Origin of the sequence: Streptomyces sp. ME19-01-6 (assembly GCF_033793745.1) — a bacterium.
GTDB lineage: Bacteria > Actinomycetota > Actinomycetes > Streptomycetales > Streptomycetaceae > Streptomyces.
In genome coordinates, this window is the sequence record NZ_JARAXF010000035.1 from 17,488 (window position 1) to 39,777 (window position 22,290).

Consider the following 22,290-nt stretch of genomic DNA (forward strand, 5'->3'; position numbering starts at 1 on the left):
GTGATGCACAAGCCCTCCGACCCCGCTCCCGTGCGTGTCGGCGTCCTCGGCGCGTCCTCGATAGCCCGGCGGCGGACGCTCCCCGCGATGCGGGACCTCCCCGAGGTCACCATCGTCGCCATCGCCAGCCGCGACCTGGAGAAGGCCGAGCGATTCGCCGCCGAATTCGACTGCGCGGCTGTCCACGGCTACGAGCCACTGATCGACCGGGACGACATCGACGCCGTCTATGTCTCGGTCCCCAACGCCCTGCACCACCCGTGGGCGCGCCGATTCCTCGAGCACGGCAAACATGTGCTGGCCGAGAAACCACTCACGACCGCGGCGGCGGACACCGCGGAGCTGGCGCGGCTGGCGGCGGAGCGCGGGCTGGTGCTGCGCGAGAACATCGCGTTCGTCCACCACGGGCTGCACAGACACGTGGCCGAGCTGCTGGCGGCCGACCGCATCGGCCGGCTCCGGCACATCGACGCCTCGTTCTGCTTCCCGCCCCTGCCCGCGTCCGATGTGCGCTATCGGCCCGAACTCGGCGGCGGCGCCCTGCTCGACGCGGGGATCTACCCCGTGCGGCTCGCTCAGTACTTCCTCGGCGACGAGCTCACCGTGGCCGGTGCGGTGCTGCGCGACGACCCGCACACGGGCGTCGATGTAGCGGGCAGCGCCCTGCTGGCGGCGGCGACCGGAGAAACCGTGACCCTCACCTTCGGATTCGAACACGGCTATGGGGCCGAGTACACCCTGTGGGGCAGCACCGGGCGGCTGACCGTCGACCGGGCCTTCACCCCGCCCGCCACCCTGTCACCGCTGTTACGCATCGACGAGCAGGACCACGCCGAGCAAATCGTGCTGCCCGCCGAGCACCAGTTCGCGACCTCGGTGGCCTCCTTCGCCGGGGCGGTGCGCCGGACGGGAGCCACGGGGGCCGACCCCGGCCACGCTGCCTGGGCCGCCACCACGGTCCGCACCGCCGAGCTGCTGGACCGGATCGCCGACTCCGCCATGCGTGTCACCGCGGGGACGCAGTCCTGATGGAGATCATCGGCAACGGCTTCATCGCACGCAATCTGGCCGTCATCGCGGACCGATACCCGCATGCCACCGTGGTGGCCGCGGGCGTGTCCAGCACCAGCGGGGGGACCCCGGAGGACTTCGCCCGCGAGGCGGAGCTGGTGCGCGACATCGCGCGGCGCTGCCGCCGCGAGGGCCGCCTCCTCGTCTATCTCTCCAGCGCGTCGCACGCCCTGTACGGGATCACCGAGGTCGCGGTCGCCGAGGACGCGCCCGTGGACCCTCCGTCGCCGTACGGCAGACAGAAACTCATGCTCGAGCGCGCCATCGCCGAGGCCGGACCGGGGTGGCTGGTGCTGCGCCTGAGCCATGCGGCCGGCCGGTGGCAACGCTCCCACCAGTTACTTCCCTCGCTCATCGGCCAGATACGCGGCGGCAACGTGACCCTGCACCGTGGCGCGCACCGCGATCTGGTGGATGTGAGCGACGTGGTCCGGGCCATCGACGGACTGCTCACCGAGGGCGTTCAGGACGAGGTGGTGAACGTCGCCTCGAGCGTGCCTCAGCCGGTCGAATCGATCGTGCGGGGAATCGAGCGCCGCATGGCGGCCCGTGCCCGGTACGACGTGGTCGACGTGACCCCGACGCTGACCAGGGTCTCCATCGACAAGCTGTGCAAGCTGCTGCCCTCCATGCGCTCGGTCGCCGAGGCGGGCTATCTCGACCGGATCCTCGACCGGTACGTCGCCTACTACTGAGCCCGCCGGATCCTAGCCGTCCCACCAGTCACACTCGTATGGAGGAGTCATGCAGGTCGCGCTAGTCGTCACGGGATCCCGTGGAGACGTCCAGCCGTTCATCGCGCTGGGCAGAGCCCTCGAGTCCCGGGGGCACACGGTGACCCTGGCCACCCACGAGGACTTCGAAACGCTCGTGCGGGAGGCCGATCTGGACTTCGCCGCGCTGCCGGGCAGTCCGCGCGACTTCCTGGCCCACCCGGCCCTCGCGGAGGCCCTGCAGCAGGGCGCCTCGCTGTTCCGCGCCGCCCGCAAGGTCCCGCGGCAGAGTCCCGAGCACAACCGTCGCCTCGCCGCCAGGATCGCGGAGGTGTGTTCGGGCGCCGATCTGGTCGTGAACAGCATCCTGAGCCGGATCATGTTCGAGGACGACGGCAGCGCCCCGTGGTGCTCGCTGAGCTGGTGGCCGCTGAACCCGACCGCCGAGTGGCCGGCGATGATGGCGCCCCAGGTCAAGCTCGGACGGATGTACAACCGGCTGACTCACCGCCTGGCGGGGATGCTGGACTCGGTCACCATGAGCGGCTACCGCAAGGACGCGGGGCTGTCCAAGCTCCCGTTCGGCAAGCCGTACGGCAACCTGGGCCGGGAGGTTCCGCTGATCGTCCCGGTGAGCCGGACACTGTTCACCGAGCCCGCCGACTGGCCGGAGCTGTCGCACATCACCGGCTACTGGTTCTGGGACCGCGAGTGGAGCCCCTCCCCGGAGCTGGAGAAGTTCATGGCGGACGGCACTCCCCCGGTGACCTTGTCCTTCGGCTCCATCTGGCCGGTGCATCCGCCGGCCAAGACCCTGGAGAAGGTGCTGGACGTGGTCCGCTCCCACGACCGTCGGCTCATTCTGGTGGGGGGCGGCCCGGACACCGTGCCGGACGATGTGTTCCGCGTCGACGATGTGCACTACCCGTGGCTGTTCCCCCGCTCCTCGGTGATCATCCACCACGGTGGCTGCAACACCACGGGAGAGGCGCTGCGCTCCGGCACGCCCCAGGTCGTCGTGCCGACCTTCGGCGACGCCCCGTTCTGGGCGGCCCAGGTCCACGCGCTGGGGGTGGCGGCCAAGCCCGTTCCGTACGCGAAGTTCACCGCCGAGGCTCTCGACGCCGCGCTGGGTACGGCCCTGACCGACGAGAACCTGCGCGCCAAGGCGGCGAGTGTCGGCGAGACCGTGCGCGCCGAGGACGGCACCGGCAAGGCGGTCGAGGTGATGGAGGAGTGGGTTCGGCGCTGGCGCGAGAAGCGGGCGATGGACACCGCCGTCTGAGACACCGCCGCCAGAGCCGTCACCCGACACGCCGGGCTACGGCAACCGGGCGACGCTCGACCAGGTGAAACCGGACCCCGGCCATCGGCCCTGGCCTGGCCATCCGCGTGTCCCGGTGTCCCAGGACACGCCCGCTGCGGGTGCACACGCACCGAAATCCGCACACAGTGAAAACCGTGACGAACCTGCCCCTTCCCTGACGGTTGGGGCGGGTGACCTACGGAGCCGGGCTGAGGTGCTGTGCTATGCGTGTGACCGGACTTGGGCATGCTGGACTGTTCATCGAGACCGCCGCCGGAACGGTGCTGTGCGACCCCTGGGTCAACCCGGCCTTCTTCGGCTCGTGGTTCCCGTTCCCCGACAACACGGACCTGGACTGGGACCACTACGGACGGGCCGCGGACTACCTGTACGTATCGCATCTGCACCGCGACCACTTCGACGCGGAGAACCTGCGCCGCAATGTGCGCAAGGACCTCACCGTGCTGCTCCCCGCCTTCGCCACCGACGAGTTGGAGTGCGAACTGCGTGCGCTCGGATTCTCCGAATTCCTGCGCACCCGCAGCGGTGTCCCGGTCGAGCGCGATGGCCTGCGCATCATGATCACCGCACTGACCGGCCCCGGCGACGGCCCCATCGGCGACTCCGCACTGTCGTTGGACGACGGGGAGACGGTGTTGCTCAACCAGAACGACGCGCACCCGCTGGACATCCCCTCGATCCGGGCGTTCGGCGAGGTCGACGCGCACTTCCTGCAGTTCTCCGGGGCGATTTGGTGGCCGATGGTCTACCAACTGCCGGACACCGCCAAGCGGGAGTTCGCCGCCCGTAAGCGCGAGGGGCAGTCCGAGCGGGCCCTGCGCTATATCGACGCCGTCGAGGCCAAGCATGTGTTTCCCAACGCCGGGCCGCCCTGCTTCCTCGACGAGGACCTGTTCCGGTTCAACGGCACCGGCCACGACGGGGAGAGCATCTTCGTCGACCAGAGGGAGTTCCTGGCAGAGCTCGCCGAGGCGCGGCCGGACACCTCGGCGCACCTCCTGCTGCCGGGCACCGTCGCCGAGCCGCAGAACACCGCGTGCAAGCTCACCCACCGCTACACCGCGAAGGAGATCGACCACATCTTCGAGCACAAGAGCGCATACCTGCGTGACTTCGCTCGCAGACAGCAGCCCGCGCTCGCCGCCGAGCGCGCCTCGCGCGCCCCGGCGCTGACGCCCGAACGCCTGGTGGCCGAGCTGAAGCAGTGGTGGGAACCGCTGCTGGCGCGCGCGGACCGGATCTGCGACGGGGTCGGCGGCCCGGCCCGGCTGAATGTGGACGACACCCCGATCGTGATCGACTTCCCGACTCGCCAGGTCCGCCGGTGGAACGGTGAGCGCTGCCGCTACACGCTGTCCACCACGGGCGACCTGGTGGCCACCAATATCACCCGGCGCGAGGTCGACTGGTCCAACAGCCTGCTGCTGTCCCTGCGCTTCAGCGCCAGCCGGATCGGACCGTACAACGAGTTCCTGTACGTGTTCTTCAAGTGTCTGTCCAGTGAACGCATCGAGTACGTGGAGAACTACTACGACTCCGGGCACGACGACGGCCAGCACGTCGAGCTGGGCGGCTGGCGCGTCCAGCGACGCTGCCCGCATCTGCGCGCGGACCTCGGCCGGTTCGGACAGCTGGACGGCGACGAGCTCACCTGCACCCTGCACGGCTGGCGTTACGACCTGTCCACCGGCCGCTGTCTGACCGCGGACGGCCACGACATCCGGGCCGAGCGCACCGCGCCGGCCGACGGCTGACCTGGACGCGCTTCGCCTGAGGAAGCCTCAGGTCCCGAAGCACCCGCAAGGCCCGGCGTCGGCATACCGCCGACGCCGGGCCCTTTGCCATGTCTCCCCCACAATGAACCACCTGGCAACCGGTCACACTCCCCGGCTCAGCTGTCCGCTCCCGTTGCATTGACCCCCTCGTCAGCGCGGCCATACCGTAGAGACCGGTTGCTATAGAGACCGGTTGCTATGACATCCCCGAGCCGGAGGTCACTGCCTTGCCCGAGCGCCCACTGGCGTTGTTCGCCATGAGTACGAAGACCCTGCCCAGCGTCTATCCCCCCGAGGTGCTGGACCGGCTGCGGACCTCCGTAGAGGTCGATCCCTCTCTGATCGTCGAGGACTTCCGGGATCCCCGGGCGCAAAGCGCCCTCGGGCGGGCCGAGATCCTGCTGACCGGCTGGGGCTGTCCGTTGATCGACGCGGCGGTGCTCGACGCCGCGCCCAGACTGCGTGCCGTGCTGCACGCCGCGGGCTCGGTCAAGGGCATCATGGCACCCGGCTGGTGGAAGCGCGGGCTGGTCGTCTCGTCCGCCGCGGACGCCAACGCGCTGCCGGTCGCCGAGTACACCCTCGGCATGATCATCCTGGCGGGCAAGGACCTCTTCGCCGCCCGTGAGCGCTACCGCTCGCTGCGCACCTTCCCCCTCGCCGAGATCCTGCCCGGCATCGGCAACTTCGGGCGCCGCGTCGGCATCGTCGGCGCCTCGCGGATCGGGCGTCGCGTCATCGACCTGCTGCGCCCCCTGGACTTCGAGGTGTTGCTCGCCGACCCGTACGTCGACGAGGACGAGGCGGCCGCACTCGGCGTGCAACTGCTGCCGCTGGACGCGCTGCTCCGGCGCAGCGACATCGTCTCGGTCCACGCCCCCGCGGTTCCCGAGACCCATCACATGATCGGCCGTCGGGAGCTCGCGCTGATGCGGGACGGTACGGCGCTGATCAACACCGCGCGCGGCAGCCTGGTGGACCACGACGCGCTGGTCGAGGAGGTGCGCTCCGCGCGGATCAGCGCCGTCCTCGATGTCACGGAGCCGGAGCCGCTGCCCCCAAACTCCCCGCTCTTCGAACTGCCCGGCGCCTTCATCACCCCGCACCTGGCCGGGTCGCAGGGCAACGAGGTGCGCCGGCTCGGCCTGTCGGCCGTCGGCGAGCTGGAGCGGCTGCTGGCCGGGGTGCCGCTGTCCCACCAGGTGGATCACACGGAACTGGAACGCGCCGCTTGAGCCCGAAGGCCCCGGCCGGCGCCCGCCTCCACTCCCCCGGCGGCCCCCGGCGCCCCGTCCGCTGACGGGCCGCTGGAGCTCCATTCACCCGCCTTCGGCGCCGATCTGGACGGCAACCTCGTGCTGCGCAACCGCACCCGCGACAGCCGCCACGACTGGCAGGACGACAAGCGCTCCCCGATCGTCGAGACACTCGACGGCCACTCCCTGGCCGCGACCCCGTATCTGCGGCTCGTCCGGGACTTCGCCACCCACCGGGTGCAGGCCCGGACCTCCGCCGACGGCGAGACGTGGCTGACGGTCGGCACGCTGTTCACGCCTCTGCCGTACGCCGTCCACGCGGGCCTCGCCGCCACCGGGGACGCCCCCTACGCGCGGGTGGCGCTGGAGGCCCTGTCGGCGCAGGCGCTGCTGGTCTCGGTCGAGCAGGACGCGGGGGACACTGCCGCCGTCACCGTCCGCTGAAACAAGCCCGACGACGCGCTCGGCTTCACCCTCGCCCGCTCCGCCGACGGCGAGAAGTGGGCGAACGTGGTCGGCGGCGGAACCCGGACCACGGCCGAGCCCGCCGTCGCCATCGCCGAGACCCTCGCCCAGCTGTTGGCCCGCGCCCGGAAGACCACCGCGGCCGACTGGACGTAGAAGAGCTACGCCGCCTTCACCACCGAGCTCGACCGGATCGGGAAGGCGGCGGACGAGACGGGGGCCGACCGGGACGACCTGATCGACGACGCGTACGCGGCGTATGAGCTGCTGGTGTCCGTGACACGCTGCTGCGCAAGTTCGAGATCACGCAGGGCATGGTCCAGGCGTCCACCATCGAGTGGCCGGGCAAGGGCACCAAGGCGTCCAACGGCTGGACGGCGTTCGACGGCGGCACCGCCACGTATACCGACACCCTGGCCGCCGAGAGCTGGATCGACATCGACGCCGGCGACAAGGGGCCGATCACCGTCGACCGGATCCGTGTCCGTCCGCGGAGCGATGCCTCGGACAAGATCCTCCGCGCGAACGGCACCGTGTTCCGTGGCTCCGACGACGGCGGGCGGACCTGGACGGATCTGCACACGCTCAGCGGGGTCTTTGCCGCCCAGTGGTACGAGGTGAAGCTCGCCGAACGCGCCTCCTACCGGCTGATCCGCGTCCACGACGGCCACAACGGGCGCTGCAACCTCGCCGAGATCGAGTTCCGGTATCTGCTGCCCGACACCGAGTGACGACCCGCGCACGGTGCGCACGCCGCCCGCCGTGAAGCGGGGGCGGCACGCCCGGCCTGGCCACACCGCCGTGGGGTACCGGAGAGGGGCACGTTTACCCTGATCCGGCCGCCTCCTCGGCGGTGTGTTCGGTTTTGGGAAGCGACAGGAGCGTCACGATGACCACCTCCACCGAAGTGGAAACCCTCCCGGAGGGGCCGGGTGAGAATCGTTTCCGCGCCTGGATGCTCAAGGGCCTGTCCGAGATGGGCAAACAGCAGCCGGGGCCGCAGGCCCAGGGCGCCGAGGGCCACCGCGGTCAGCGCTGGTGGCGGGTGATGTGCCTGACCGGCGTGGACTACTTCTCCACCCTCGGCTATCAGCCCGGCATCGCCGCCCTCGCCGCCGGGCTGCTGTCCCCCATCGCCACCCTGGTGCTGGTGGCCGTCACCCTGGCGGGCGCGCTGCCGGTCTACCGGCGGGTCGCGGAGGAGAGCCCGCACGGCGAGGGGTCCATCGCCATGCTGGAGCGGCTGCTGACCTTCTGGAAGGGCAAGCTGTTCGTCCTGACGCTGCTGGGGTTCGCCGCCACCGACTTCCTGATCACCATCACCCTCTCCGCGGCCGACGCCACCACCCACCTCGTCGAGAACCCGCACTTCACCCAGACCCTGCACGGCCACGAGGTCGTCATCACCCTGGGCCTGGTCGCCCTGCTCGGCGCGGTCTTCCTCAAGGGCTTCACGGAGGCCATCGGGGTGGCGGTGGTCCTGGTCGGCCTCTATCTGGTGCTCAACGCGGTGGTGGTGCTGGTCGGCCTGTGGCATGTGGCCACCGCCTCGCATGTGGTCACCGACTGGTCCCAGGCGCTCACCGCCGAACACGGCAACCCGCTCGTCATGGTCGGTCTGGCGCTGGTGATGTTCCCCAAGCTGGCGCTCGGCCTGTCCGGCTTCGAGACCGGCGTGGCCGTCATGCCTCATGTCGACGGCGGCCCCGGCGACACCGACGAGCGGCCCGTGGGACGGATCCGGGACACCAGGAAGCTGCTCACCACCGCCGCGGTGATCATGAGCGTCTTCCTGATCGCCAGCAGCTTCATCACCACCCTCCTCATCCCTCAGGACGAGTTCAGGACCGGCGGCCAGGCCAACGGCCGCGCGCTCGCCTACCTGGCGCACGACTACCTGGGCTCAGCGTTCGGCAGCGTGTACGACGCCGCGACCATCGGCATCCTGTGGTTCGCCGGGGCCTCGGCCATGGCCGGGCTGCTCAACCTCATGCCGCGCTATCTGCCCCGCTACGGCATGGCGCCCCACTGGGCCCGCGCCGTGCGCCCCATGGTCATCGTCTTCATCCTCGTCGCCTTCCTGGTCACCTGGATCTTCGACGCCGACGTCGACGCCCAGGGCGGCGCCTACGCCACCGGGGTACTGGTCCTGATGACCTCCGCCGCGATCGCCGTCACCATCGCTGCCCGGCGCGCCGGGCAGCGCGGCTGGACGATCGGATTCGGCGTCATCTCCGCCGTCTTCGGGTACACGACCGCGGTCAATGTCGTGGAACGCCCCGACGGTGTGAAGATCGGCGCCTGCTTCATCGCCGGCATCATGGCCGTCTCCCTGCTGTCCCGACTGGCCCGCGCCTTCGAACTGCGCGTCACCGATGTGGAGCTGGACCCCATGGCCGAGCGGTTCGTCCGCGACACCGCCACCCGCCGGATGCGGTTCATCGCCAACGAGCCCGGCAGTCGCGACGCGGCCGAGTACCGAGACAAGATCCAGCAGATCCGGGCGGACAACGACATCCCCGCCGAGGAGGACTTCGTCTTCGTCGAGGTCACCGTCCGCGACGCCTCCGACTTCGAATCCGCGCTGCGCGTCCGGGGCGAGGTGCTGCACGGGCGCCACCGGGTGCTCACCCTCGACGGCTCCAGCATCCCCAACTCCCTGGCCGCGCTGCTGCTGCATGTGCGGGACGTGACCGGGAGTCGGCCGCATATCTACTTCGAGTGGACCGAAGGCAGCCCCTTCGCCCAGTTCCTGCGGTTCTTCCTGTTCGGCCAGGGCGAAGTCGCCCCGGTCACCCGCGAGGTGCTCCGCGAGGCCGAGCCCGACCGGGCCCGCCGCCCCCACGTACACGTCGGCTGAGCCGTCGGCCTGATCTCCGAGCCCCTCGCCGACCCGCCCCCGAGGGGGTGACATTAGTGTGCGCCGCACAGTATCGTGTGATGCGTGTCCGTAGAAGAACTGACCCTTGCCCAGGCTCAGGAGCTGCGTCGCGGGACAGTCGTGCTGGCCTGCCTGGCGCTGCTCCGGAAGCCGAGTTACGGCTACGCGCTCCTGGAGACGCTCAACGACGCGGGGGTTACCGTCGACGGCAACACCTTGTACCCCCTGCTGCGCCGACTGGAGAAACAGGGCCTGCTCACCAGCGAATGGAACACCGACGAGTCCAGGCCGCGAAAGTTCTACCAGGTGAGCCCCGACGGCTCCCGGGTCCGCACCGGCCTGGTGCGCGAGTGGCAGGACCTTGTCTCCTCGATTTCACGACTGACCAAGGAGAGCGGATGAGTACGAGCGTGCTCACTGAGCGATATGTGCACGAGGTCGTCCGGCGGCTCCCGGCCGACCAGCGGGACGACATCGCCGAAGAGTTGCGCACGACGATCGCCGACACCGTCGAGGGGCGGGGCTCGGCCGACCCGCGGGTGGCGGAGCGGGAGGTGCTCAGCGAGCTGGGCGACCCGGTCCGGTACGCCGCTCGTTATACGGAGCGGCCGCTCGCCTTAATCGGACCCGACCTCTACCCGACGTATATCCGTCTGCTCGTCACCCTGCTGTGCACCGTCCTGCCGGCGGTCACCTTCGGGCTCGTCGTGCTGGACGTCCTGGACGACGACGACCTCGGCTCGGCCATAGGCGACGGCATCGGCACGTTGTTCACGCTGGGCTGCCAGCTGATCGCCGTGCTCACCGTGGTGTTCGCCGTGATGGAGCGGGTCCGGCACCGCAAGGGCGTGGTCGATGCCACCACCTGGACACCCGACGACCTTCCCGAGGTCCGGCAGCCGGACAAGGGCGGCGTCGCGGCCTGCGCCACGGCGGTGTGGTACGGGCTGCTGTTCGGGCTGATCATCTGGCAGCACACCACCGAGCCCTACCGGGCGGACGGCGCGGGCGGGGGCGGCAAGCGGCTCGAGGTGCTCGACCCGGAGCTGTGGTCGGGCTGGGTCTGGCCGATGCTCGCCGGTCTCGCCGGGCTCGTGGTGGTCCAGCTGGCCAGGGTGGCCGCGCGCGGCTGGACCCTTCCGCTGGCCGCCGGGAACGCCATCGCCCAGGCGATGTTCACACTTCCGCTGGCCTGGGTGTTCTACCGGAAGACATTCTTCAACCCGGACTTCCTCGCGGACGCCGACACCCTGTGGTCTCAATCGGACCAGGCCTATGCCGGCACGGCGCTGATCGTGCTCGCCGTGGGTGTGAGCGGAGTGTTCAAGAGCTTCCGCTCGGCGCGTGGGTGATCCTCACCCGATGAGGGACTCCCTGATCCGGTTCCGGTCGATCTTGCCGGTGGAGGTCCTGGGCAGCGGGTCGGCCACCGTCTCGATCACGCGGGGGATGGCCGCCCGCACCGCGCGCTCCGCGCAGTACTGCCGCAGGGCCAGCACCCCCACGGAGCCCGGCTCGGCGAGGCGCAGCCGGGCGTGCAGGCGGTGTCCGTCCACCGGGTCGGGGAGCGCGACGACGGCGGCCTCGACGACCGCCGGGTGATCCAGCAGGATGGACTCGATCTGCTGGGTGCTCACCTGGAAGCCCCGTACCTTCACCATGAAGTCGGTGCGTCCGAGGATGCTGAGGGAGCCGTCCTCGTGCCGGGTGGCGATGTCGCCGCTGCGGTAGTAGACGAGGCCGGGGACGCCGTCCGGGTGCGGGCCGAACTTCTCGTCGCTCGGCACATTCGCATAACCCGCGGTCTGGAAGGGCGTGTTGATCAGCAGCTCGCCCTGTCCGGGGCCGGTCAGCGCGCGCCCGTTCGCTCCGACGATCAGCCAGCTCACACCGGGCAGCGGGCGGCCGATCGGCAGCGGGGTGCGGACGGGCCGGGCGCGGTCCACCTCGTGGAGAAAGCTGTTGTTCGTCTCGGTGCAGCCGTAGTTGTTGTACCACCGGGCGTTCGGGAAGACCGTGACGAGTCCGGCCAGCGCCCGCGCGGGCATGCTGTCACCGGCGAAGACGAGGTGCCGGGGGCCGGACAACGGCTCTTCGCCGGCCGACGCCTCCACGAGCAGTTGGAAGAGCAGCGGCACGCCCTGGATCAGCGAGACGCGGTGGCCTGCGACCAGATCGCGCAGATAGCCCGGCGAGGCGCCCCGGTCGGGGTCGGCCAGCACGACGGTGCCGCCGTACGCCAGGGTGGTCCACACATCCAGCAGACACAGATCGAAGTTGAGCGGCGCGTAGTTGAGGACGGCCGTGCCCTCCGTGATCCCGAAGGTCTCGGCCCCCCACGCGGTGAACCGGGTGACCGCCCCGAACGACAGCGGAACGATCTTCGGGAGGCCCGTCGAGCCGGAGGTGGTGAGCATGAAGCCGATGGTGTCGTCGTCGACCGGTGCCGGCGACGGCTCCCCGGCGCTCCCGGACCCGGCGTTCTTGAACACCCCGTGTGGGTCCACCACCCGGTCGATCAGCGGGCCGGCGGCCAGGCCGAGGACAACGCCGCATCCCGCCTGCTGGTACAGCTCTTTCGCCGGGGTGTCGGGCAGTTCGTGGGACGGCAGCAGAAGGCGGCGGCCGGCCATCAGAGCGCCCAGCACCAGGGCCACCGCCTCGGGTGATTTGCGCACCCGCAGGCCCACCGGGCGCGAGGCGTCCGGGGCGGCGGTCTCCACCTGGGTACGGGCCCGGCAGGCCATGGCGTACAGCTCGGCGTAGCCGATCGCGCGGTCCTCCCAGATGAGCGCGGGCGCGGCGGGCCGGGAGGCCGCGTGCCGCGCGAACGCCGTCACGAAGGTATGCGTCATACGTGTCCCTCCCCGGCCGCCGCACGCTCGGCCGTGGTCCGGATGGCGCCCACCGAGCGGAAGTTTCTGCTGGTCAGCTCCGTGTCGGGGACGACGATGCGGTAGCGGTCCGCCAGCCATTCGGCGATCCGCAACACACCGAGGCTGTCGATCACGGCGGTGGCCAGCAGGTCGTACTCCGCGTCGAGGTCGGCCGCGTCGACGCCGGGCAGAAACCGCTCGACGACGAAGGTGGCGATGTCGTGCTCGGACACGGCCGGCGCGGTCGGCGGTGCGGGGTGGGGCTGCGCGGACATGCTGTTTCCCTCCACTGGTTCCTGACGTCCTCACACCTCGATGAGGTCACACCTCGATGAGCGTGCAGAACCAGTGCATGCCCGGCGCTGCGACACCCACGAGGGCCACGAGATCCCCCGGCGCCACCTCGGCGGCCTCGATGTGCCGCCGCAGACAGATCAGCTGGTCGGCGGCGCCCATGTGGCCCAGTTCGCGGGCGAGTTCGGCGTTGGTGCGCTCGATGGGGAGGCCGACCGCGTCGGCGGCCTCGCGGATCGCCTGCTGGTTGTCGTTGAGGTAGATCAGACGGGCCAGTTGGGTCCGGTCCTTGCCGGCGCGCGCGAGGGCCTGATCGACCACGTCCGCGATCCGCCCGCTGATCTCCTTCATGAACACCTGGAAGCGCTCGGGGTCGCGGTCGAAGTGGCGGAAGATCCCGACCATCGGGTCCGCGTGCAGATTGCCGCGGCCCGGGGGCGGTAGGGGAGCGGCGGAACCGCCGAACTCGATGCGGAAGAAATCCGCGTACTCGGGGTTGGTGAAGTGGGCCGAGGAGAGCCGGCGCAGATGCGGGTGCCCGCGCCGCAGGACGGCCGCGACGGCGCCGTCGCTGGCGATGGCGCCGTTGAAGTCCATCCTGTTGGTGTGCGCCTCACCGGCCACGTTGACCAGGGCCACCAGCACGGTGTCGGTGTCGGCCGAGAGCGCCATCGCGCCCGCCGCGTGGTCCAGCGCCACCGACCAGGCGGCGCACACCTGGGTGAACAGCACGGTGGGGGTGGAGTACGCGCCCAACGCCCGGGCCACGGCCGCCGAGGAGTCCCAGCCCAGGTACTCCGGGACGTCGGAGTGGCCGACGATGATCAGGTCGATGTCGACGATGTCGAGGTCCGCGTCCGCCAGGGCCGCGCGGGCCGCCTCGGCCGCGAGGTCGGTGGCGGTGACGCCGTCGGCCACCCGGTGGTAGGTCTCGTACCCCAGGGCGCCGACGGCCTCGGGATCGGGCACATACGCGCCGGCCGTCTCGGCCACACCGCGCCGTTCCCCGAAGGAGGTGCCCGTCGCGACGATGCCCATCTCCACTGAAGTGGCCACGTGTTGTCCCTTCGCTCCCACGGTGGGTGTTCACCGCTGCGGGGTCGGGCCCCCGGCGTGCGGGTGAACGGGTTCGGGTTCGGCCGGACGGCCGGCCGCCGGGGGCGGGGCCGGAAGTTCGACCACCTCGGCCAGCGGGATGTCCAGGACGCTCAGTTGGCGCCGGGCGGTGTGCAGCGCGATCGCCAGCAGGGCCATGGCCACGGCCAGGATCAGCACGGCCGCCTCCACCCCCAGGGTGTCGGCGAGGACGCCGGCCGCCAGCGGACCGGTCCACTGCATGGCCTGGAAGAAGAACTGGCCGGTCGCGGCGACCCTGCCCAGATACGCGTCCGGGACCAGCCGGACCTCGTACGACTCGATGACGACGTTCATCGGCACCATGCTGGTCATGCCGGCCGCCAGGACCAGACCGATCTGCCACGGCTGCGGGACCAGCGCCACGACGGCGAAGGACGCCACGAAGACCCAGGCGGAGAGCAGCAGAACCCGCCGCGCGCCCAGCCTGCGCATCAACCACGGTCCGGCGACGGCCCCGATGACACCGCCGACGACCGCGAGCGAGGTCGCGATACCGACCGCGGTCGGCCCGCCGCCGCGGTGCCGCACCAGCACGACGAACAGGAGGGTGAGCCCTTGCGCCACGGTGTTCAGCAGCGCCCCCCAGGCGAGGGTGAACACGAGGTAGTCGCTGCGTCTGATCAGGCGCAGGCCGTCCCTCATGTCCTCGGCCAGGCCGGTCCGCCGCTCGCCGCCGGTGTGCCGGTCCGGGCCGAGGGGACGGCGGATGAGCAGCGAGCTCAGGGTGATGAAGACGAAGGAGACGGCGTCGAAGAGGAACGGGATCCAGCGGGCCATGGAGTACAGCAGGCCGCCGAGGGGCGCGCCGACGAGTTGCACGACCATGTCCCGGCCCATGCCCTGCGCCGTCGCGGTGGCGACCTGTTCCTTGGGGACGATCCGGCGCAGCACCGGTGTCGAGACGCCGACCTTCAGCCCGGCGGCCAACCCGCTGACCAGGGCCAGCGCGTCCAGCCCCAGGACCGGTGGGTCGCCCCGGTACACCAGCAGCGCGACGGCGCCCATCGACACCGCCTCGACCAGGGGGACCAGACACAGGATGGCGCGGCGCGAGAGGCGGTCCGCGAGGGCTCCGCCCACCGCGAGGGTGCCGAGTTTGCCGAGCATGTGCAGGACGGTGATGGTGCCGGCCTGTGTCGCCGACCCGGTGGCGTAGAGCATGAGCAGGGGGAAGGCGAGCGTGGAGACGCTGGTGCCCAACGTGGACAGGCCGTTTCCGGACCACCAGTACAGGTAGTCGCGGTTGCGCCACAGCGACGGCCGCTTCTCCTGAGCGCTCTGCGATTCCTCGGGACGTGACCGCGCCATCGTCTCCGCCCCCCTGTTCATTCGCCGTCTCGCCCGTCCGGGCCCGTGCTGTGGATCTCGCGCAGCATGCTGGTCGATACGTGATGGCCCGGGCCAGGCAGCGCACCGGCAACTCACGGGGAGATCTGCCGCTTACCGAGGGGAGCGGCCGGGTGACAAAGAAAGAATGTTTCAGGAGCGCGCATTGTCGGGATGTCCACTTCCAGCCGCATTGGCGGAGTTGTCAACTAGTGGACACATGGCGCTTTCCTGTCAAGGTTACCACTCCCCCTCGGACGAGTTGTCGAGTAGGGTCCGGTTCTTGCCACACCGGCACGCCTCGGTCTCCTTGCAGTTCAACGGGGACATTGTCATTGCGCACGAGTGACTTTTCGGGTTCTTGAGCATGCACAAGCGGGGAAGCAAGGAGGTCTGATGAGGGTCGATTCGGCCAGGCACCGATTAACCGGGTGGCGCACCGTACGGGATGCGCAGGGGCAGCGCATGTCTCATCGCAAAGGGGGAATTTCACTCAATGGTGATTCCGAATGAATTCATGACGTTCGACGGTACCGACATTCATCAGCTGCGCGACTTTCTGCTCAGCCAACGCCGGATCTCCGGATGGACGCAAGAAGAGCTCTCCGAGCGCTCCGGTGTCAGCGTGCGGACGATCCGCAATCTGGAGACGGGCTCCAACACCAATCCGCGCAGAACCTCAGTGGCTTTGCTGCTCAGCGCCTTGGGCGCGGCGCCCGCCGCGCCGCCCGAGGCGGCGCCCTGGGGCGCGGACGACATGGCGGCGCCGCCCGAACATCGCCCGGAGTCGCACCAAAACCGCACGTCGGAGCCCTCGCCGTGGCACGGCCCCCGGCCCCTCGGCGATCCGTTAGTGGGCAGACAGCTCGATATGCGCCATGTGCTGGCCTCCGCGCAGCGCAGCCGGCTGGTCGTCCTCACCGGGCCGGGCGGTGTGGGCAAGACGCGTCTCGCCCTCGCGGCGGCGTCCCGGCTGCGCCCGCTGTTCCGCGGCGGAGTCGCCGTCCTCGAGCTACGCGACTGCCCGCCCGAACATCTCGATCCCGCGCACGCACGCGCCGAGTTGACGCGCGTCACACGGGATTTCACCGGCGAAGCGGGACATGCCCTCGCGGGCGCGCGCGGCGGCCGACGGCTGCTCGTGCTCGACGGCGCCGAGCACGTCGTCCAACAGACCGCCCGCGCCGCGCGGCAGTTGCTCGACGAGCATCCCGGGCTCCATCTGCTGGTGACCTCGCGCCGTGCCCTGGCCGCCAGCGCGGCCGAGACCTGGGAGGTCGAGCCGCTGCGCGTGGACGGCCCCAAGGGCCGTGACATGCCTGTGCCGAGCGCCGTGGAGCTCCTCCTGCGCCGGGTGCAGGCCGGCCTGCCGACCCTGGACCTCGCCCATCACCTCCCGCCGGTCACCACGTTGTGCCGACTCCTCGACGGCGTACCGCTGGCCATCGAGATCGCCGCGCAGCGGCTCAGGTCGCTGCCGCTGACGTCTCTGCTCCAGGAAGACACGCTCTTCCACCTGCTCGGCCAGGCCGACACGGGGGGTCTGAGCGCGCACCGCACGCTGTCCGACAGCGTGCGGTGGAGTTACGACCTGCTCCCCGCACCGCACCGTGAGCTGCTGCGCGGCCTGGTCGCCTTGCCGGACGGCTTCTCGCTGGACGATGTGCTGACCGCGCAGCCGAAACGCCGCCCGGAGATGGTGCGGGTGGCCCATCTGCTGGCCGAGCTCGCGGACGCCTCGCTGGTCCAGACCCATCGGGAACGGCAGTACACCTACCGCATCCACGCCCTGGTGCGGCATGTCGTGACACAGCTGGAACGACGCTCCCAGAACACCGCCGCCTGACCGGCGGCGGGTCCCCACTCAGCTCTCCGCCGTTCCGGCGGCTGCCTTGACGGCCCGGAGCGAGAAGTATTCCGGGCCGTCGAGGCGGGAGAACATCAGCTCCTCCAGCCATGGCAGCAGGCTCTCGTCCAGCCCGGCCGTGGGGTCGAGCCGGCCGAGCAGCCGTTGCAGGACGAGGACCAGCCATCCGGTGCCCCCGGCCGAGGCCCGCTCCCGCGTGAAGGAGTACAGCCAGATGTACAGGCATGAGGCGGCCGCGTGGTGGACGCAGTGCTCGGCGGCCCGGTCCTGTCCCTCGGTCGTCGCCGCGTCGAGTGACTCGGCGGCGATCCGCGTATAGAAGGCCGCCCGGCGTGCCGACAGGGCGTCAAGGACCTTCAGCAGGCCGTCGGCCTCGGACCCCGGGAGCTCGCGCTCGGCGATCTGGCGGGCCTCGGCCACCGCCGGCCCCCACCCCCGGGTGATCTCGTCCTCGGTGGCGTTGGTCAGCCGCAGCGCCCGGCCCGATGGGCGCCACACCGGGGCCTCCTGAGACCAGTCGAAGAGCTGACGCAGCACCCCGTCCTGGCCGGGGGCGGGGCGGTCGGCCACCCGGGCCACGGCGGGCAGCTGCGAGGCGATGCCATGAAGGTTGACATGGGTGGTGCCCTCGAAGACGCTCGCGATCGCGTGGTCGCGCTGGAGCTTCTGGAAGACGCCGGAGGCCACGCCCTCGCGCAGATAGCCGCGGGCCCCCATGACCCGGGCGGCCTCCTGGACGACCTCCTCGCCCAGCGTCGGCACCAGGTACTTGACCACGGAGGACCACAGGCTGAGCCGGGAGGGGGCGACCGACAGCGCGCGTGCCACCGGCAGCGTGGTGCACTCGGCGATCAGCAGGTCGAGGTGCGAGCGCACCAAGTGCCGCCGGATGACGGGAATGCGGTAGATCTCGTGCCCGTACAGCACCCGCTCTCGCGCATGGCGCAGCGCGATCCGCAGCACCGAATCCATGGTGCCGAGGGACAGCGCGCCGATGGCGGTGCGGGTGATCTGCAGCACCTGCAGGATCTGGGCCAGGCCCCCGCCGGGGCGGCCGAGCAGTGCGCCGGCCGGCACCTCGGTGTCGCGGAAGGTGATCCCGCTCAGGTCGTGGCCGCGCAGGCCCACCGTCCGGACGAAGGGGTGGTTGTCCCAGCTCCCCGCCGCGAGCCGCCGCTTGTCGACCAGCAGCAGGGACGGGCCGGCGCCCTCGACGGCCGCGTAGACGCTGAGGAAACGGCCCCGGGTGGCGTTGCCCACCGGCCACTTCTCCCCCGTCAGGACATACCCGTCACCGTCCGGCGACGCCGTCGTCTCATTGGTCCCCAGGTCGCTGCCGTGGTCCGGTTCGGACACCGCGAAGCATGCCAGCTCCCCGTCGAGGACGCCCCGCGCCACCAGGTTCCGCTGCTCCTCGTCGCCCCACAGCCACACCGGGTTGACGCCCAGGAGCGCCGAGCCGAACATCACCGCGACGGTCAGATTGCGGCGCGAGAGCGCGCGGGTCAGCAGGACCAACTGCTCCAGATTGCGCAGCCCGCCGCCGAACTCCTCGGGCACCAGATAACGGCTGAACCCCCACGACCGGACCAGGTCCACCGCCCCCGGGGGCAGGGCGCCCAGCTCCTCGTGCTCGACCGTCTCCGTGTGGCTGAACGGACCGCCGGGCGCCGCCGGGTCGCCGAGCGCCCGCTCGAAGTCAGCGGCCAGCGCGTAGGAAGGGCGGTCGGACACCTCGCCGGTCATGCCGCGGGGGCGTCGGCGCCGTAGCGGGCGAAAAGGGCGGCGAGCTCCTCGTCGTCGGGAAGCTGTGCCCGGCCGCTCGCCACTTCGGTGCCGACGAACTCGATCACGTCCTTGACGCGCTCCAGTTTCATGGTCTCCTCGGGGGTCAGCGCCCGGAGGCCGTACAGATCCTCCAGGTTGTATCCGAGTTCCGCGAGCACGAGGGAGTGGAAGCCGAGATCGCCGACGAGGCGGTGGTCGAGTTCGACCTGGTCGAGCTTGCGGGGAGCGACCAGCCGGACCATGCCGCACACCACGGCGGAGACGGCCTCGGCGCCGACGGCGGCAGGAGTGTGAGTCATGTTTCCGACGGTAAGCCCGGTCTCGGGTCCCTCCCAGGCAACGGGCCCGGCAAGCACACGGCAACTCGGCGTGAAGGACACCGGCAGCGCCGACATGCCGCTCAGGAAGTTGGAGTACACATACCGCGGTGGGCCCGCGGGCTCGGCCGCCTCGACCAGGTCCCGCAGGCTCTCCAGAAGGGCCGTCAGCTCGGCGCGGGCCAGGAACGCGCCGAGACAGAAGTGTGAGCCGTGCGCGAACGACAGGTGTTTGTTGGGGGTGCGGGACAGGTCGAAGTCGTCCGGCCGGTCGAAGACCCGCTCGTCGCGGTTGGCGGAGGCCAGCCAGGCGACCACGATGTCGCCCGCCTCGACGAACCGGTCGTCGAGGAGGACGTCCCGGGTCGCGGTCCGGCCGCTGTGCAGGGCGGGGGTGGTCCAGCGCAGCACCTCCTCGACGGCCGAAGCGGTGGTGACCCGGCCCGATTTGAGGGCCTGCCACTGGTCCTCGTGCTCCATCAGCGCCCGCAGCCCGCCGACCATCGCGAAGCGGGTCGTCTCGTGTCCGCCCATGATGATGCTGTAGCAGTTGAAGACGATCTCCTCATGGGTCAGCGGCCGGCCGTCGATCTCCCTGGTCACCAGGAGGCTGACCACGTCGTCGTACGGTTTCGCGCGGCGCTGTGCGGCCAGCTCCGAGAAGTAGAGCAACAGGCCGTTCCGGGACGCCCAGGTCGCCTCCTCGGTGGGCGCGCCGTCCGCCGAGGACAGCGCGCCGGAGGTGAGGTCGATGATGTGCTGCCGTTCGGTGGCCGGGACGCCGAGCAGATCGCAGATGGCGGCCAGCGGGATGTGCGCGGCCACATCGGCGGCGAAGTCCACCTCGCCCCGCTCCACCGCCTCCTCCACCAGCGCGTGCGTGCCGCGCCGGACGCTGTCGACCACCACCTCGAGGGAGCGCGGCGAGAACGGCTTCAACAGGGCGCTGCGCAGCGCCTGGTGCGGCCTGCCGTCGGTGACGGCGAGCATCTGCCCGGCCGCCGAGTCGCCGCCCGCCAGCAGGGTGTCGAGCACATTGCCGCGCTCGGAGGTGAAGGTCTCGCTGTCGCCCAGCACCGAGGCGACATCGGCGTAGCCGCTCACCGCCCAGAACCCGGGGCCGCGCGCGGTCTCGGGCTGCCAGTGCACGGGGGCTTCGGCGCGCAGCCGGCGCCACAGCGGCCCCAGGTCGTGGTGGGCGTGGAGCAGGGGATCGGCGAGATCCAGTCGGTCGAGCGATTCCGGGGCGGGAGCCCGTCGGGTGTCCATGGCTGTTTCCTCAGGCTCGGTGGCGGGACGCTGCGAAGGGCGTGCTCAGCCCAGCGGCTTGGTGGGGCCGGGGAAGAACGCGGTGGTCGCCCCGGCGGTCTCGGCGCCGTCCACCACGAACTGCTGGCCCGATACGAACGACGCCTGCGGGGAGGCCAGGAAGTGGAACATGTCCGCGATCTCCTCGGGGATGGCGTGGCGGCGGGCCGGGATGCGCTCGTTGACCTCGTCGAGCATGGCGTCGGTGTATTCGGCGCGCTGCATGGGGGTGAGAACGGCGCCGGGCGCCACACAGGCGGTCCTGATGAGCGGCGACAGCTCGACGGCGAAGGTCTGGCACAGCGAGGCCACCCCCGCCTTGCTGGCGTTGTAGTCCGCGTACAGCGGATAGCCGCGGGAGCCGTTGACCGACGCGGTGGCGAGCAGGACGCCCTCGCCCCGGCGCAGCATGTGCGGGACGGCGTGGCGCCACAGCGCGAGGACGCCCATCAGGTTGACGTCCAGGGTGCGCCGCGCCTCGTCCTCGGTGAGGTCCAGGATGCCGTGCCGGACGCTGATGCCGGCGTTGGCGATGACGACGTCGATACGGCCTCGCTCGGCGTGCACCTGATCGACGGCGGCGCGGACGCCCGCCCAGTCGGCGACGTCCAGCTCGACCCAGCGGACCTGGCCTCCGCCCTCGCGGGGGCCGTCGACCGTGCCCGGGGCGGGCGGCTGGAGGTCGAGGTTGACCACGTAGTCGCCGGAGCGGGCGAACCGCTCGGCGGTGGCGTGGCCGATTCCGCTGGACGCGCCGGACACGATGACGGTGCGCATGGGGTGTGACTGCCTTTCGGGTTCAGACGATGACACGGGGGTGTTCCAGGGCGTATCCGCTGAAGTTGCGCCGCAGATTGCGGCTGACGGTGAGCTTCTTGAGCCAGCGGTCGGTCCCGTCGTACCGCGGGGTGAAGGGGCGGCGGCCGTGCACGGCACGGTAGTTGTCCACGATCAGCAGCGAGCCGGGGCCCACCACGATCTCCCTCTGGACACGCCGCAGCTCGTCCATGAGCCGGTCGAGCGCGGCCGCCGCCCCGGTGTCCCCGGAGCCCACGCGCATGAAGGGCCGGTCGATGCGCAGATACGGGTTGAGCCGGTCGCCGAACAGCACGGCGGTGGGCACGGGCCGGTCCGTCATGGCGTACAGCCTGGCCAGCGCGGGGTGGCGGGGCGCGGACGCCTCCAGCTGCCGGATGTGTTCGGTGTCCGGCAGGATGTGGAAGCGCTCCTCGGCGAGCACGGTGCGGTCGTCGTCACTCAGCCGGACATCGCGGACGGAGGACACGACGGTGGGCACCCGGTCCCAGTTGCGCAGACCGAACAGCAGCAGGTAGTCGCAGCGGTTGGGGTGGAAGCCGTCCTCGGTGTGGAACTCCAGCAGGCTCTCGCTGCCGTAGCCGCTCTGGCGCCGCTCGTCACCGCGGATCGGCAGGATGTTCTGGATGATGCGGCCCTCCTGGAGGGTCACCCAGCCGAACGGGTCGCCCAGCGCCAGCCCGCACATCGCCAGCCACAGCTCCTGCCCCCTGGCCGACTCGCCGCCGATGGCCTCGCGCCAGTGGCCCGGGGTGGGGCCGAGCCGGGCGTCGTCCACCGGGAAGCCGTGCACCAGGCACGCGGCCGTGCTCTCGGTGCGGCGGTAGGACAGGAGGAAGCCGCGCAGCCCGGCGGGCAGCAGTTCCTCGGCCGCGTGGCCGACGTCGTAGAACTCCGGCAGGTCGGGGGCCCCGTGGGTGTCCGCGAGCCGGATCGCGGCGGCCCGCAGCTCGGCGGCCTCGCGGCCGTCGAGGTGGTATTCGAGGGGGGTGTCGGGACTGCCGGGGACCGGGTCGGCCGCCCCCGGGCGGAGGGCGCGGGCAGCGGGGTATGTGCTTGTCATGTCGATGGTC

Annotated in this window: 18 protein-coding genes and 1 pseudogene; 11 read left to right on the forward strand and 8 right to left on the reverse strand. The window is 70.9% G+C overall.

Annotated elements, in window-relative coordinates; all coding sequences use genetic code 11:
• Window positions 1-3 precede the first annotated feature (3 nt).
• The 10 genes from PV419_RS43600 (at window position 4) to PV419_RS43645 (ending at window position 10,840) form a co-directional block, all read left to right on the forward strand.
• Entirely contained in the window at window positions 4-1,029 is a 1,026-nt protein-coding gene (locus PV419_RS43600; RefSeq protein ID WP_319698603.1) for a Gfo/Idh/MocA family oxidoreductase, read from the forward strand.
• Window positions 1,029-1,766 carry an NAD-dependent epimerase/dehydratase family protein gene (locus PV419_RS43605; RefSeq protein WP_319698604.1) on the forward strand — a complete coding sequence of 246 codons (738 nt, stop codon included), beginning with the start codon at window positions 1,029-1,031 and terminating at the stop codon, window positions 1,764-1,766. Before PV419_RS43600 ends, PV419_RS43605 begins: the two co-directional genes overlap by 1 nt.
• A gap of 49 nt (window positions 1,767-1,815) precedes the next feature.
• Complete coding sequence (locus PV419_RS43610) at window positions 1,816-3,069, forward strand: glycosyltransferase (RefSeq protein WP_319698605.1); 1,254 nt, start codon at window positions 1,816-1,818, stop codon at window positions 3,067-3,069.
• A gap of 245 nt (window positions 3,070-3,314) precedes the next feature.
• On the forward strand, window positions 3,315-4,865 hold the full coding sequence (locus PV419_RS43615) for a Rieske 2Fe-2S domain-containing protein (RefSeq protein ID WP_319698606.1): 1,551 nt from the start codon (window positions 3,315-3,317) through the stop codon (window positions 4,863-4,865).
• A 248-nt stretch (window positions 4,866-5,113) separates the two neighbouring features.
• On the forward strand, window positions 5,114-6,121 hold the full coding sequence (locus PV419_RS43620) for a hydroxyacid dehydrogenase (RefSeq protein WP_319698608.1): 1,008 nt from the start codon (window positions 5,114-5,116) through the stop codon (window positions 6,119-6,121).
• A gap of 120 nt (window positions 6,122-6,241) precedes the next feature.
• Window positions 6,242-6,586 carry a hypothetical protein gene (locus PV419_RS43625; protein WP_319698610.1) on the forward strand — a complete coding sequence of 115 codons (345 nt, stop codon included), beginning with the start codon at window positions 6,242-6,244 and terminating at the stop codon, window positions 6,584-6,586.
• A gap of 335 nt (window positions 6,587-6,921) precedes the next feature.
• On the forward strand, window positions 6,922-7,338 hold the full coding sequence (locus PV419_RS43630) for a hypothetical protein (RefSeq protein ID WP_319698612.1): 417 nt from the start codon (window positions 6,922-6,924) through the stop codon (window positions 7,336-7,338).
• A gap of 158 nt (window positions 7,339-7,496) precedes the next feature.
• Entirely contained in the window at window positions 7,497-9,467 is a 1,971-nt protein-coding gene (locus tag PV419_RS43635) for an amino acid transporter (RefSeq protein ID WP_319698613.1), read from the forward strand.
• Window positions 9,468-9,551: 84 nt separating this feature from the next.
• On the forward strand, window positions 9,552-9,890 hold the full coding sequence (locus PV419_RS43640; protein WP_043488197.1) for a PadR family transcriptional regulator: 339 nt from the start codon (window positions 9,552-9,554) through the stop codon (window positions 9,888-9,890).
• Complete coding sequence (locus PV419_RS43645) at window positions 9,887-10,840, forward strand: HAAS signaling domain-containing protein (RefSeq protein WP_319698614.1); 954 nt, start codon at window positions 9,887-9,889, stop codon at window positions 10,838-10,840. The genes PV419_RS43640 and PV419_RS43645 overlap by 4 nt, the downstream gene beginning before the upstream one ends.
• A gap of 3 nt (window positions 10,841-10,843) precedes the next feature.
• Here the strand turns inward: PV419_RS43645 and PV419_RS43650 are convergent, their stop codons facing one another.
• The 4 genes from PV419_RS43650 to PV419_RS43665 are packed head-to-tail and all read right to left on the reverse strand — an operon-like array spanning window position 10,844 to window position 15,103.
• Window positions 10,844-12,343, reverse strand: a complete 1,500-nt coding sequence (locus tag PV419_RS43650; protein ID WP_319698615.1) for an AMP-binding protein — start codon at window positions 12,341-12,343, stop codon at window positions 10,844-10,846.
• Entirely contained in the window at window positions 12,340-12,639 is a 300-nt protein-coding gene (locus tag PV419_RS43655) for an acyl carrier protein (RefSeq protein ID WP_319698616.1), read from the reverse strand. The genes PV419_RS43650 and PV419_RS43655 overlap by 4 nt, the downstream gene beginning before the upstream one ends.
• A 46-nt stretch (window positions 12,640-12,685) precedes the next feature.
• Complete coding sequence (locus PV419_RS43660) at window positions 12,686-13,714, reverse strand: 3-oxoacyl-[acyl-carrier-protein] synthase III C-terminal domain-containing protein (protein ID WP_319698617.1); 1,029 nt, start codon at window positions 13,712-13,714, stop codon at window positions 12,686-12,688.
• A gap of 30 nt (window positions 13,715-13,744) precedes the next feature.
• A complete protein-coding gene (locus PV419_RS43665) occupies window positions 13,745-15,103 on the reverse strand; it encodes an MFS transporter (protein ID WP_319698619.1) in 1,359 nt (452 codons plus the stop codon).
• Between the two features lie 535 nt (window positions 15,104-15,638).
• Between PV419_RS43665 and PV419_RS43670 the strand changes: the two genes are divergently transcribed.
• Complete coding sequence (locus tag PV419_RS43670) at window positions 15,639-16,967, forward strand: helix-turn-helix domain-containing protein (protein WP_319698621.1); 1,329 nt, start codon at window positions 15,639-15,641, stop codon at window positions 16,965-16,967.
• Window positions 16,968-16,985: 18 nt separating this feature from the next.
• On the opposite strand, the gene PV419_RS43675 is transcribed toward PV419_RS43670, so the two are convergent.
• The 4 genes and pseudogenes from PV419_RS43675 to gntD form a co-directional block, all read right to left on the reverse strand.
• Window positions 16,986-18,734, reverse strand: coding sequence for an acyl-CoA dehydrogenase family protein (locus PV419_RS43675; protein ID WP_319698623.1), 1,749 nt, complete (start codon window positions 18,732-18,734; stop codon window positions 16,986-16,988).
• Window positions 18,735-19,144: 410 nt separating this feature from the next.
• A pseudogene (locus PV419_RS43680) lies at window positions 19,145-20,362 on the reverse strand (cytochrome P450); the annotation flags it as partial.
• Between the two features lie 45 nt (window positions 20,363-20,407).
• On the reverse strand, window positions 20,408-21,178 hold the full coding sequence (locus PV419_RS43685) for an SDR family oxidoreductase (RefSeq protein ID WP_319698627.1): 771 nt from the start codon (window positions 21,176-21,178) through the stop codon (window positions 20,408-20,410).
• 22 nt (window positions 21,179-21,200) lie between these two features.
• The gene (gene gntD, locus PV419_RS43690) at window positions 21,201-22,280 is read right to left on the reverse strand and encodes a guanitoxin biosynthesis L-enduracididine beta-hydroxylase GntD (protein ID WP_319698629.1); all 1,080 of its coding nucleotides are present in this window, start codon (window positions 22,278-22,280) and stop codon (window positions 21,201-21,203) included.
• Between the last annotated feature and the right edge of the window lie 10 nt (window positions 22,281-22,290).